This is a genomic window from Leifsonia sp. C5G2 (genome assembly GCF_013359685.1).
Classification (GTDB): Bacteria; Actinomycetota; Actinomycetes; order Actinomycetales; family Microbacteriaceae; genus Leifsonia.
Genome location: NZ_JABFMV010000002.1, coordinates 65,268 through 77,776 on the forward strand (window position 1 = coordinate 65,268; position 12,509 = coordinate 77,776).

Annotated in this window: 12 protein-coding genes; 9 read left to right on the forward strand and 3 right to left on the reverse strand. The window is 71.0% G+C overall.

Features of this window, described 5'->3' with window-relative positions:
* Positions 1–25: 25 nt before the first annotated feature.
* Positions 26–1,798: a 2-isopropylmalate synthase gene (leuA, locus tag HNO83_RS03090; protein ID WP_175336064.1), complete on the forward strand. Its 1,773-nt coding sequence runs from the start codon at positions 26–28 to the stop codon at positions 1,796–1,798.
* A gap of 73 nt (positions 1,799–1,871) precedes the next feature.
* Here leuA and HNO83_RS03095 read toward each other — a convergent pair whose 3' ends face one another.
* Positions 1,872–2,621: a trimeric intracellular cation channel family protein gene (locus tag HNO83_RS03095; RefSeq protein ID WP_175336065.1), complete on the reverse strand. Its 750-nt coding sequence runs from the start codon at positions 2,619–2,621 to the stop codon at positions 1,872–1,874.
* Positions 2,622–2,691: 70 nt separating this feature from the next.
* On the opposite strand from HNO83_RS03095, the gene recO reads away from it, so the two are divergent.
* Genes recO through HNO83_RS20535 form a run of 4 tightly spaced genes read left to right on the forward strand, consistent with a single transcriptional unit; the run spans position 2,692 to position 5,082 of the window.
* On the forward strand, positions 2,692–3,441 hold the full coding sequence (gene recO / locus HNO83_RS03100; protein ID WP_175336066.1) for a DNA repair protein RecO: 750 nt from the start codon (positions 2,692–2,694) through the stop codon (positions 3,439–3,441).
* Positions 3,438–4,250, forward strand: coding sequence for an isoprenyl transferase (locus HNO83_RS03105; RefSeq protein WP_175336067.1), 813 nt, complete (start codon positions 3,438–3,440; stop codon positions 4,248–4,250). The genes recO and HNO83_RS03105 overlap by 4 nt, the downstream gene beginning before the upstream one ends.
* Positions 4,251–4,279: 29 nt before the next feature.
* Positions 4,280–4,951: a DsbA family oxidoreductase gene (locus tag HNO83_RS03110; protein WP_175336068.1), complete on the forward strand. Its 672-nt coding sequence runs from the start codon at positions 4,280–4,282 to the stop codon at positions 4,949–4,951.
* Entirely contained in the window at positions 4,948–5,082 is a 135-nt protein-coding gene (locus HNO83_RS20535; RefSeq protein ID WP_283810055.1) for a hypothetical protein, read from the forward strand. The genes HNO83_RS03110 and HNO83_RS20535 overlap by 4 nt, the downstream gene beginning before the upstream one ends.
* Positions 5,083–5,114: 32 nt before the next feature.
* Here HNO83_RS20535 and HNO83_RS03115 read toward each other — a convergent pair whose 3' ends face one another.
* A complete protein-coding gene (locus tag HNO83_RS03115; protein WP_175336069.1) occupies positions 5,115–6,026 on the reverse strand; it encodes an endonuclease domain-containing protein in 912 nt (303 codons plus the stop codon).
* A gap of 120 nt (positions 6,027–6,146) precedes the next feature.
* Complete coding sequence (locus HNO83_RS03120) at positions 6,147–6,665, reverse strand: aminoacyl-tRNA deacylase (protein ID WP_175336070.1); 519 nt, start codon at positions 6,663–6,665, stop codon at positions 6,147–6,149.
* A 33-nt stretch (positions 6,666–6,698) separates the two neighbouring features.
* Here HNO83_RS03120 and dusB point away from each other — a divergent pair, with 33 nt between their 5' ends.
* The 4 genes from dusB (at position 6,699) to dnaG (ending at position 12,435) form a co-directional block, all read left to right on the forward strand.
* Positions 6,699–7,889, forward strand: a complete 1,191-nt coding sequence (dusB, locus tag HNO83_RS03125; RefSeq protein WP_175336071.1) for a tRNA dihydrouridine synthase DusB — start codon at positions 6,699–6,701, stop codon at positions 7,887–7,889.
* Positions 7,879–9,201: a deoxyguanosinetriphosphate triphosphohydrolase gene (locus HNO83_RS03130; RefSeq protein WP_175336072.1), complete on the forward strand. Its 1,323-nt coding sequence runs from the start codon at positions 7,879–7,881 to the stop codon at positions 9,199–9,201. The genes dusB and HNO83_RS03130 overlap by 11 nt, the downstream gene beginning before the upstream one ends.
* 73 nt (positions 9,202–9,274) lie before the next feature.
* Positions 9,275–10,489: a DUF4282 domain-containing protein gene (locus tag HNO83_RS03135; protein ID WP_175336073.1), complete on the forward strand. Its 1,215-nt coding sequence runs from the start codon at positions 9,275–9,277 to the stop codon at positions 10,487–10,489.
* A gap of 56 nt (positions 10,490–10,545) precedes the next feature.
* On the forward strand, positions 10,546–12,435 hold the full coding sequence (gene dnaG, locus HNO83_RS03140; protein ID WP_175336074.1) for a DNA primase: 1,890 nt from the start codon (positions 10,546–10,548) through the stop codon (positions 12,433–12,435).
* Positions 12,436–12,509: the final 74 nt, after the last annotated feature.

Sequence of the window (12,509 nt, forward strand, 5' to 3'; positions counted from 1 at the left end):
ACATCCCGCGAAGAGGAAGCAGACCATGAAGAACACGCAGGCGCCGAGCGCCATGCCGATCCACAAGTACCGACCGTTCCACGAGCAGATCCGCGTCGACCTGCCGGACCGCACGTGGCCGTCGAACCGCATCAACCAGGCGCCGCGCTGGTGCGCGGTCGACCTGCGCGACGGCAACCAGGCCCTCATCGACCCGATGAGCCCCGAGCGTAAGCGCATCATGTTCGACCTGCTGGTCCGGATGGGCTACAAGGAGATCGAGGTCGGCTTCCCGTCGGCGAGCCAGACCGACTTCGACTTCGTCCGCAGCCTGATCGAAGAGGACGCCATCCCGGACGACGTCACCATCCAGGTCCTGACCCAGTCGCGCGACCACCTGATCAAGCGCACGTACGAGTCGCTGGTCGGCGCCAAGCAGGCCATCGTCCACCTGTACAACTCGACCAGCATCCTGCAGCGGGAGGTCGTCTTCCGCACCGACCAGCAGGGCATCGTCGACATCGCGCTGAACGGCGCCCGCCTGTGCCGCCAGTACGAGTCGCTGGTGCCGGGCACCACGATCTACTACGAGTACTCGCCCGAGTCGTACACCGGCACGGAGCTGGAGTTCGCCGCCGACATCTGCAACCAGGTGCTGGAGGTGTTCGAGCCGACGGCGGAGCGCAAGGTCATCATCAACCTGCCCGCGACCGTCGAGATGGCGACGCCGAACGTCTACGCCGACTCGATCGAGTGGATGTCGCGCCACCTGAACCACCGCGAGAACGTCATCCTGTCGCTGCACCCGCACAACGACCGCGGCACGGCCGTGGCCGCCGCGGAGCTCGGCTACATGGCCGGCGCCGACCGCATCGAGGGGTGTCTGTTCGGCAACGGCGAGCGCACCGGCAACGTCGACCTGGTGACACTGGGCGTGAACCTGTTCACGCAGGGCATCGACCCGCAGATCGACTTCAGCGACATCGACCAGATCAAGCGCACGGTCGAGCACTGCAACCAGCTGCCGGTCGGGGAGCGCAGCCCGTGGGGCGGCGACCTGGTGTTCACCGCGTTCAGCGGCTCCCACCAGGACGCCATCAAGAAGGGCTTCGAGGCGATGGAGGCGCGGGCCGCCGAGCAGGGCGTCTCCGTCGACGACCTGGTCTGGGCCGTACCGTACCTGCCCATCGACCCGAAGGACCTGGGCCGCTCGTACGAGGCGGTCATCCGGGTCAACTCGCAGTCCGGCAAGGGCGGTGTCGCCTACCTGCTGAAGACGGACCACGCGCTCGACCTGCCGCGGAAGCTGCAGATCGAGTTCTCCGGCGTCGTGCAGGCGAAGACCGACGCCGAGGGCGGCGAGGTCACGAGCGACCAGATCTGGGACATCTTCCAGGACGAGTACCTGCCCGCGCCGTCGAGCGACCCGGACGCCAAGTGGGGCCGGTTCGAACTGGGCAGCACCACGACGACCAACGAGACGGGCGAGCACGTCGTGCTCACGGTGACGCTGCGCGACGGGGACACCGTCTCCAAGGCCACCGGCGAGGGCAACGGCCCGATTGCGGCCTTCTTCGACATCCTGCACCAGCACGGTGTGGACGCCCACCTGTACGACTACTCGCAGCACACGCTGTCGGCGAGCGAGTCAGCGCAGGCGGCGGCCTACGTGGAGCTGGACGTCGACGGCCAGCGCCGCTGGGGCGTGGGCATCGACGGGGACACCACCACGGCGTCGTTCAAGGCCGTGGTCTCGGCGGTCAACCGCGCCGTCCGCTCGGCCGCGGGCCGCGAAGCCGCGGAGCTCGTCTCCGCGTAGCGATCCATGGGGCGCAACACGCCGTTCCCGCTCCCGCGGGGCGGCGTGTTGCGCCCCATCGTTTCGTAGCGGCTCAGTCGCCGGGCTTGTCGATCCGGTAGCGCGGGATGGCGCCGGTGTCCGTGCGCTCCGCGGTGCGGGAGGCGCTCGGGCGGCGGCCGAACACCATCCAGCGGGGTGTGCGGATGCGGCCCAGCTCGCGCTGCTCCGGCAGGCTCCACCCGAACCGCACCGCGAGCAGCCGGATGACCAGCGTCACGACCACGCAGACGATCGCGGCGACCGTCAGCGGCACGCCGAGGTCGATCATCCCGACGAGCACGATCGTCCCCGCGCCCGCGGCGACCGCATAGAGCGAGCCGACGTGCATCAGCGCGATCGGGAGGTTGAGCAGCACGTCGCGGAGGATCGACCCGCCGACGGCGGCGACGACCCCGACGAACACCGCGGGGACCTCCGGCAGACCGAGCGCCAGTGCCTTGCTCGCGCCGATCGCGCCGAAGAGCCCGATGGTGAGCGCGTCGAGGAAGGTGATGACGGGGTCGAGCCGGCGGAATAGGCGGATCAGCAGCATCCCGAGCAGGGCCGAGACGACGGTGGCGGGGAGGTACCAGTTCGACTGCAGCGCCACCGGGGTGACGTTGAGCAGGATGTCGCGCAGCAGACCGCCGCCGATGCCCGTCGCCACGCCGATGATGGCCACGCCGAGGAGGTCCAGCCGGCGGTCGCGGAACCCCGCCGCGAACATGGCGCCCTGGAGGCTGCCGACGCCGACGGCGATGAGGTCGCCCCAGAGCGGGATGGAGAGGGCGGTGGTGCTCACCCACCATATGTACCATCTCCGGCGGCCGCGCCTCGCCGTCTGTTGTCAGGCGCGCGCGCGATACTGGAGTGTGCCTGTCTACCGTGATGAAGCCGTCGTGCTCCGCACCCACAAGCTGGGGGAAGCCGACCGCATCGTCACCATGCTCAGCCGGCAGCACGGCAAGATCCGCGCGGTCGCGAAGGGCGTACGGCGGACGGCGTCCCGGTTCGGGTCGCGGCTCGAGCCGTTCATGGTCGCCGACGTGCAGCTCTACGAGGGACGCAGCCTCGACGTGATCACGCAGGCCGAAACGCTGGGCGCGTACGGCGCTCTGATCGCCGAGGACTACGCCAGCTACACGGCCGCGAACGCGATGGTGGAGGCGGCCGACCGGCTGACCGACGCCGAGGCGTCCCTGCAGCAGTACCTCCTGCTGGTCGGCGCGCTGCGCTCGCTCTCGCGCCGGGAGCACGGCGCCGGGCTCACGCTCGACTCCTACCTGCTGCGTGCGCTGTCGCTCGCGGGCTGGGCGCCCAGCTTCCAGGACTGCTCGCGCTGCGGCACCCCGGGCCCGCACACCCACATCGTCGTGCAGCTCGGCGGCGTGGTGTGCGACGACTGCGCGCCGCAGGGCGCACCCCGGGTCGACGCGGACACCATCGCCCTCCTCGGCGCGCTGCTGACCGGCGACTGGGAGGCTGCGGAGGCCGCGACCGAGACCACCCGCGGCCGCGCCAACGGCGTGGTGGCGGCGTATACCCAGTGGCACCTGGAGCGCGGGCTGCGCTCGCTCCAGCACGTGGCGCACGACAGCGACGACCAGAAGGCGAGTGGATGAGTCCGAAGCCGTACACGCACAAGGACGCGGTGGAGTACCGCCCGCTCGACTGGACCGGGGTGTACCCTCCCGCATTCCCCGCGGGCAGCGTCCCATCGCACGTCGCCATCGTCATGGACGGCAACGGCCGCTGGGCGAACCGTCAGGGCCTGACCCGGATCGAGGGCCACCGGGCAGGGGAGGCCGCACTGCTCGACGTGGTCGCGGGAGCCATCCAGGCCGGGGTCAAGCACCTCAGCGTCTACGCCTTCTCGACCGAGAACTGGAAGCGCTCGCCCGACGAGGTCCGCTTCCTGATGGGCTTCAACCGCGAGGTCCTGCACCGGCGGCGCGACCAGCTGAACGAGTGGGGCGTGCGCGTGCGGTGGGCCGGCCGGAAGCCGAGGCTGTGGTCGTCCGTGATCAAGGAGCTGCAGTACGCCGAACGGCTCACCGCCGGGAACGATGTGCTGACTCTGACCATGTGCGTCAACTACGGCGGCCGCACGGAGATCGCGGACGCCGTTCGCGCCATCGCGGACGAGGTGGCGGCGGGGCGGCTGCGGCCGTCCGCGGTGAGCGAGAAGACCATCCAGCGCCACCTGTATCTGCCCGACATGCCCGACGTCGACCTGTTCGTGCGCAGCTCGGGGGAGCAGCGCACCAGCAACTTCCTGCTCTGGCAGAGCGCGTACGCCGAGATGGTGTTCCTCGACACGCTGTGGCCAGACTTCAGCCGCACCGACCTGTGGGAGGCCGTGACGCTGTACCAGCAGCGGAACCGGCGGTTCGGGGGAGCGGTGGACACGCCCAGCGCGGCGTCGGAATAACTGCAGTCCTGCACGATGTTGCCCCTTTCGTGAGCGAACCCATCAAGATCGACGTCTGGTCCGACATCGCGTGCCCGTGGTGCTACATCGGCAAGCGCAAGTTCGAGGCCGGCAGCGGCCTCTTCTCGGGAGCCGGCGAGGGCCGCGCCGTCGAGGTCGAGTACCACTCTTTCGAGTTGTCGCCGGACACTCCTGTCGACTTCGACGGCAGCGAGGTCGACTTCCTCGCCGGCCACAAGGGCCTTCCCGCCGGCCAGGTGCAGCAGATGCTGGAGCGCGTGACCGGCATCGCCTCCTCCGTCGGCCTCGACTACGACTTCGAGCACCTGAAGCACACCAACACCGTGAAGGCTCACGAGCTGCTGCACTTCGCGAAGGCCAACGGCAAGCAGCTGGAGCTGGCGGAGCGCCTCTTCCGCGCGTACTTCGTGGAGGGCCGCCACGTCGGCCGCATCGAGGACCTCGCCGACCTCGCCGCCGAGGTCGGACTGGACCGCGCGGAGGCGGTGGCCGCTCTCCAGTCGAACCAGTACCTCACCGACGTGCGCGCCGACCAGTCGACCGCCATCGAGTACGGCATCAACGGCGTCCCCTTCTTCGTCATCGAGGGCAAGTACGGGGTGTCCGGCGCCCAGGACGCGCAGACGTTCGCCCAGGTCCTGGAGCAGGTCTGGTCCGAGCGCGCGGCGGTGACCGCGTGAGCGGCGAGGCCGCCGCAGCTCCGCAGGAGGCGGCGGCGGCGCCCGCTGCGCCCTCGCCGCGCCCGGCGCTCGTCCCGCTGGGCGCCCCCGCCGCCGTCTGCGGCGGCGACACCTGCGCCCTCCCGTCGTGATCCATGGGACGCAACACGCCGTTCCGCATTCTTCATAGCGGCGTGTTGCGGCCCATGGATGCCAGGGCGTCCCGCACGCGGCGGACGGCTTCCTCTCCTGCACGGGCCATGTGGGAGCGGTTGAGGCGCACGATCCGCCACCCCCGCTTCTCGATCCGCCAGAGCCTGTCCCCGTCGAGGTGATACTGCCGGTCGTTGGTCCGGTGATGGTCTCCGTCGTATTCGATCGCTAGCCGGTGGCTCGGGTAGGCGAGGTCGAGATGCGCGCTCCGGCCATCGCCGATGTCGATGACGTGGTTGATGTTCGGCTCGGGCAGACCTGCACGCACCAGGGCCAGGCGAAGAGTGGTCTCCATCGGAGAGTCGGTGCGTGGGCGCATCCACTCGGCGGCTGTGCGCAGTGTCCGGATGCCCGGTCTGCCGTGCCCTTGGGCGATCGCCGCGCGGAGCTCCTCCAGCGACGACAGCGGATCCGTGCGGCGGACGAGCGCATCCCCGGCGCGCACGAGGTCATCGTGCCCCAACATCCCGGCGAGTTCGAGGAGCACTTCGACCGGCGCAGGAACGGGAAGGCCGCGGAGTCCGACGATTCGCCCTTCGTCGAGGGAGACGCGATGGCCGACGATCCCGGCGGCGCGCGGCGCCCGGCGCGGACGAGCTGCGCCGACGTGCAGCATCTCGTGGTCGGTGGGGGGCAACGGCAGACCGTACAGCGCAGCGGCGGTCGAGTGGCTGAAGAACATGCCGTCCGGCATGACCCGTGAGTAGGCCCGGCAGCGCTCGTCGAGCGACATGGGGGCGGTCGACGCCCGCCGGACGCCGCGATACGGCGCCGTCAGGTCCTTGCGCCGCAGCCGCGACCGCGAGACGCCCGCGCCTTGCGCGGCGAGGGTGGAGAAGGACGACGAACGGGCGATCGGGGGAAGGTCTGCGGGGCGTGGCATGCCGACTACCCTGGCAAACCCGTCCCCTCGCCGTGCTGGTTATCCACAGCTTCGGTATCCATGGGACGCAACACGCCGCAAGGCGTGATCGCATGCGGCGTGTTGCGACCCATGGATGGGCTACTCGGGGTCGGTGATGTCGGCGACGGTGGCGCCGAAGGCGCGGATGAGGTCGTCCGCCTCGACGAAGAGGGAGTAGCCGTGCTCGCCGGCGCCCATCGAGACCGTCCGGCCCGGGATGGTCGCGTCGGCGACGACCGGCCACGCGGTCGTGCTGCCGAACGGCGTGATGGTGCCGCGCTCGTAGCCGGTGGCGGCGAGGGCGACGGAGGCGTCCGGCAGCTGCAGTTTGTTCACCTGGAGGACGCCGCGCAGCTTCGCCCACGCGATCTTGCGGCCGCCGGGGACGAGAGCGAAGACGAAGGTGTCGTCGCTGCGCTTCACCACGAGCGTCTTCACGATGTCGGACGGCTGGATGCCCAGCAGCCCGGCCGCCTCCTCCAGGCTCCGCGCAGCGGGACGCTCGACGATGCGGATGTCGACCCCGCGGGCCCCGGCGTCCGCCGCGACGCGGGCGCGTCCGGTGTCCACAGGCGCGTCGGCGGGGGAGTTATCCACGGATTCCGGGCTCTCGGCCATAGCTCAGCACGCTTTCTGGGAGAATCGGATGAGATGTCTACCACCGCCACCCTAAGCCACGCTCCCCAGCTGACCATCGGTCCGCTGGCGCTCGACGTGCCCGTGGTCCTCGCGCCCATGGCGGGGATCACCAACACGGCGTTCCGCCGGCTGTGCCGCGAGTTCGGCGCGGGCCTCTACGTCAGCGAGATGATCACCTCGCGGGCACTGGTGGAGCGCACGCCCGAGTCCCTGCGCCTCATCACTCACCACGAGTCCGAGACGCCGCGCTCCATCCAGCTCTACGGGGTCGACCCGGTGACCGTGCGCGAGGCCGTGACGATGCTCGTGGCGGAGGACCGCGCCGATCACATCGACCTCAACTTCGGCTGCCCTGTGCCCAAGGTGACGCGCAAGGGAGGCGGAGCAGCGCTGCCCTGGAAGCTCGGGCTCTTCCGCGAGATCGTCGAGGGCGCCGTGAAGGCGGCCGGCGACATCCCGCTGACCATCAAGATGCGCAAGGGCATCGACGGCGATCACCTCACCTACCTTGAGGCCGGCCGCATCGCCGAAGGGGCGGGCGTCGCCTCGATGGCGCTGCACGCGCGCACGGCCGCAGAGTTCTACTCCGGCCACGCCGACTGGTCCGCCATCGCGAAGCTCAAGGAGACCGTGACCTCCACCCCGGTGCTGGGCAACGGCGACATCTGGTCGGCGGCCGACGCGATCCGCATGGTCGAGGAGACCGGCTGCGACGGCGTGGTCGTCGGGCGCGGCTGCCTCGGGCGCCCGTGGCTCTTCGGCGACCTGGCGGCGGCGTTCCGCGCGAGAGCCGGCGAGATCACGGCAGAGGAGGCGTCCGCCGCCCAGGCGCATCCGACGCTCGGCCAGGTCGCCCAGACCTTCCGTCGGCACGCCGAGCTGCTGGTCGAGTTCTTCGACAGCGAGGAGCGCGGCTGCCGCGACATCCGCAAGCACGTCGCCTGGTACTTCAAGGGCTACCCGGTCGGCGGCGACCTGCGGGCCAGCCTGGCGACGGTCGACACGCTCGAGCACCTCGACGAGCTCCTGGCGACCCTCGACTGGGAGCAGGAGTACCCCGGCGAGGCCGCGGAGGGCCAGCGGGGCCGCGCCGGTTCGCCGAAGCGTCCGGCCCTGCCCGACGGCTGGCTGGAGAGCCGCGACCTCGACGGCGCTCAGCGTGCCGAGGTCGCCGACGCGGAGGTGCACAACAGTGGTGGATGACGTGGCGGCGACGACGCGCACGGCGGCTCCTTCGGCGTCCGCCGGGTCGGCTGCGCCTGCGGCCGAGTCCGGCTCCGGGTACACCGATCACGACCGCGAGCGCTGGCTTCCCGAGCAGCACTCGAACCGCCGGAGCGACTTCGCCCGCGACCGCGCCCGACTACTGCACTCGAGCGCGCTGCGGCGGCTCGCCGCGAAGACCCAGGTGCTCAGCCCGACGGCCGGCCTCGACTTCGCACGCAACCGGCTGACGCACTCGCTCGAGGTCGCGCAGGTGGGCCGTGAGCTCGCCAACAGCCTCGGGCTCGACCCCGACATCGTCGACACGGCGTGCCTCGCGCACGACATCGGGCACCCGCCGTTCGGCCACAACGGCGAGCGCGCCCTCAGCGCCTGGGCGGAGGAGATCGGCGGCTTCGAGGGCAACGCCCAGACGCTGCGCCTGCTGACGCGTCTCGAGCCGAAGGTGTTCGGCCGCGACGGCCGGCTCTACGGTCTCAACCTGACCCGCGCCAGCCTCGATGCGAGCTGCAAGTACCCGTGGCCGGCGTCGTCCTCGGTGGCCGATCCGAGCGGCCGCGCCAAGTTCGGCTTCTACGCCGACGATCACGCCGTCTTCGAGTGGATGCGGGCAGGCGCTCCCGACCGCCAGCGCTGCATCGAGGCCCAGGTGATGGACCTCTCCGACGACATCGCCTACTCCGTCCACGACTTCGAGGACGCGGTGGTGAACGGCTACATCGATGTCGCGGCCCTCGGCAGCCGCGTCGACCATGAAGACCTCGTCGAGTCGATGCACGAGTGGGTCGGCGGCGAGGTGAGCCATCAGGAGCTCATCGAGGCCTTCGACCGCCTCGACAGCATGGACATCTGGCTCGACGGGTGGGACGGCTCCCGCCGCTCGCAGGCGCGCCTGAAGAACCTGACCAGCCAGCTGATCGGACGGTTCGCCCACGCGGCCGTGCACGCGACCAAGGAGTCGGCGGGGCGCACCGATCTCATCCGCTTCGGCGCCGATGTCGTGGTCCCGGCCGGCATCCGAGCCGAGATCGCGGTGCTCAAGGGCATCGTGGCGACGTTCGTCATGTCACGGAACACCCGCCAGCCGATCTACGCGCAGCAGCGGCAGATCCTGACGACGCTCGCCGACATCCTGTACCAGCGGGGCCCGGCGGAGCTCGACCCGGGTTTCGCCGAGGACTGGCGAACCGCCGGCAGCGACGAGCAGCGCAGGCGCGTGGTGGTCGACCAGGTCGCCAGCCTGACCGACCAGTCGGCGCTGAGCTGGTACGAGCGACTCGTGCAGCACTGAGCGACGGCCATGCGGGGTTGAATCCCGCCGCCGTGTGCAGAATGCTGGAGAGCAAGCCTTCGGGAGGAGACGAATGAGCACCGCACCACCACCGTCGGACGGCGACCGCCCCACTGAGGGCGAATCGGCGGCGACCCCGGCCGCACCGAAGGCCGCCCGCCCCGCGTCGCGCGCATCCGGCGGCACGGGAGCGGCGCGAACGTCCTCCCGCGCGAGCACCGCCAAGACGGACGCCACCACGTCTTCCGGAGCGGCCAAGCCGGCCGCGAGGACCACCCGCACGGCCAAGCCGGCCGCAGGCACGAAGACGCCGGCAGCCGGTACGGCCCCGGCGGACGGCACCGCGGCACCGGCCGCGAAGAAGCCCGCCACGCGGACTCGACGCACGACTGCGAAGCCGACCCCGATCGCTCCCGAGGGCGAGGCGCCCTCGATCATGGACGCGACGCTCGGCGCTCGCAATCCGGTGGCGACGAGCCCCGCGTCCGAATCGGGCGAGAGCGACACGTCGAGCTCGCCCGCCGAGCCGCTCGCCGAGTCCGAATCGGCGCCCGGGCCCGAGACCGAGGCGACCACCAAGCGTCTTCCGACGGCGGAGGAGGTCTACGCGGCACCTGCCCCGACCACCGCGACCGCCCGAGTGTCCGACACGAGCCAGGAGACCGCGGTGGACATGACAGAAGCCGCCGACACGGCGAGCACCGTGGGCGAGCCCTCGGCGACGGACGCGACCCCGACCCCGGTCGCACCGACCGCCTCCGACAGCGCGACCGCGCCGACCGAGCGCCTCGACGCAGCCGACACCGCCGATACCGAGGCCGACACCGCCGTCCCGGCGGCCGCACCGGGCGCTGACACGGCCGGTTCTGTTCCCGGACCCGATGCCCACGCCGCCACCTCCGAGCCGACGGACGCCGCCGCGGGCCCGCACGCGCCGTCCGGGCGTACCGTCCACGACCTCGCCGACCGCCTCGACGACTCCCGTTTCTTCTCGTCGCTGTTCGACTTCACGTTCACCAACTACGTCACGCGCAAGCTGGCAGGGCCGGTGTACGTCGTCGGTCTCGTCCTGATCGCGCTCGGGGTCGTCGTCGGCTTCGCCAACGCGCTCACCTCGGCCATCGCGACGCACGCTCCGATCGGTGCGTTCGTGTTCCTGTTCGGCGTGCTGATCACGCTGGTCGGCGCGATGCTGGCGGTGCTGCTGCTCCGCGTCGGCATCGAGGTGTTCTGCGCCATCATCGAGATCGCGCAGAACACGCGACGGCGTCGTCCGCCGGGGGAGTAGTCCACAGATTCGGCCGACCCGGCCGGACCGTCGCTGCGGCTCACTAGAATCGAAGCATGGCCGGCCGGATTCGACAGAGCGACATCGAAGAGGTCAAGGCCCGCACCAACATCGGCGATGTGATCGGCGACTACGTCAGTCTCAAGACGGGCGGTGTCGGCGCGCTGAAAGGCCTGTGCCCGTTCCACGACGAGAAGAGCCCCAGCTTCTACGTCCGTCCGGGCGTCGGGCGCTACCACTGCTTCGGCTGCGGCGAGGGCGGTGACGTCTACGAGTTCCTGCTCAAGATGGATCACGTCTCCTTCACCGACGCGGTGGAACGGCTCGCGGCGCGGATCGGCTACCAGTTGCACTACGAGGAGGGCGGCGGGGGCCCGTCCGAGAGCTCGGGCAACCGGGCGCGCCTGCTCGCGGCGAACGCCGCGGCGGAGGAGTTCTTCCGCGATCGCCTCTCCGCCCCCGACGCCGAGCCCGGCCGCCGCTTCCTGGGCGAGCGGGGTTTCGACGCGGCCGCGGCCTCGCATTTCGGCGTCGGCTTCGCCCCCAAGAGCTGGGACGAGCTGACCAAGCACCTGCGCAGCAAGGGGTTCACGCAGGACGAGCTCGTCGCCGCCGGACTCGTCTCGCAGGGTGACCGCGGGGTGTACGACCGTTTCCGCGGCCGGCTGATCTGGCCCATCCGCGACGTCACCGGGCAGACCATCGGCTTCGGCGCCCGGCGTCTGCTCGACGACGACAAGGGCCCGAAGTACCTCAACACCCCCGAGACCGCCGTCTACAAGAAGGCCCAGGTGCTCTACGGGCTCGACCTGGCGAAGCGCGACATCTCCCGCCAGGACCAGGTGGTGGTCGTCGAGGGCTACACCGACGTGATGGCGTGCCACCTCGCCGGTATCACCACCGCGGTCGCGACGTGCGGCACCTCGTTCGGCGTCGACCACATCAAGGTGATCCGGCGCGTCATGGGCGACGACAACAGCCAGGGATCCGTCATCTTCACCTTCGATCCGGATGCGGCGGGCCAGAAGGCCGCGGCCCGCGCCTTCGGCGAGGAGCAGCGGTTCTCGGCGCAGACGTACGTCGCCGTCGGGCCGGAGGGTCTCGACCCGTGCGACCTGCGGCTCGCGAAGGGCGACGACGCGGTGCGCCGCATGATCGACGCCCGCAAGCCGATGTTCGAGTTCATGATCCGGCAGGTGGTGGAGCGCTTCGACCTCGACTCGGTCGAGGGGCGGGCCGCCGCCCTGCGGGCCGGCGCCCCGATCGTGGCGACCATCCGCGACCCCGCCTCGCAGAACGGCTACACCCGTGAGCTTGCGCGGCTCTCCGGTGCCGAGCTGCAGGACGCGGCGCGTGCGGTCCGCTCGGCGCAGCACAGCGGTGCGCGCGGTGGCGGTCGGGGCGGGGACCAGCGCGACACCGGACGGGCACCGTCCGACCAGCGGCCCGGTGCCGGGGCGCCCGACGGAAGCGCCGAGCAGCCGCGCCCGCTCGCGCAGGCCGACCTCGCCGACCCGACGCAGCGCACCGAGCGCGAGAGCCTCATGGTGCTCCTGCAGCTCCCCGGCGAGGTGGGCGCCGAGCGCGCCGCCCGCGCGGTGCAGGTGCCGTTCGTGAACCCGACCCACGCGGTCGTCCGCGACGCGATCGCGAGCCAGCTCCCGACGATGACGCAGCCGGGGTGGGTGGATCGGGTGCTCGCCGAGGTCCCGCAGGCGTACGTCCCGACGGTGAACGCCCTCGCCGTGGCCGCTTTGCCGCAGGGCGGCGATCCGGGCCGGTACGCCCGCTCGATCGTCGACGGGCTGATCGACCGCGACCTGCTGCGCGAGAAGGCCGAGTTGACCTCGCGGCTCGGCCGCACGGAGGAACCCGAGCTGCGCCGCCAGATCTCGCTCGCCATGGTCGCCATCGAGACCGAGCGCCGCCGCCTCCGCGGCGAATAGCCCGACGCTGCGGATTCCGCTGCCTGAGCCCGCGATGAGCGCTCTTTTGTTGCGTCCGTGTAAAGATCGCGCCC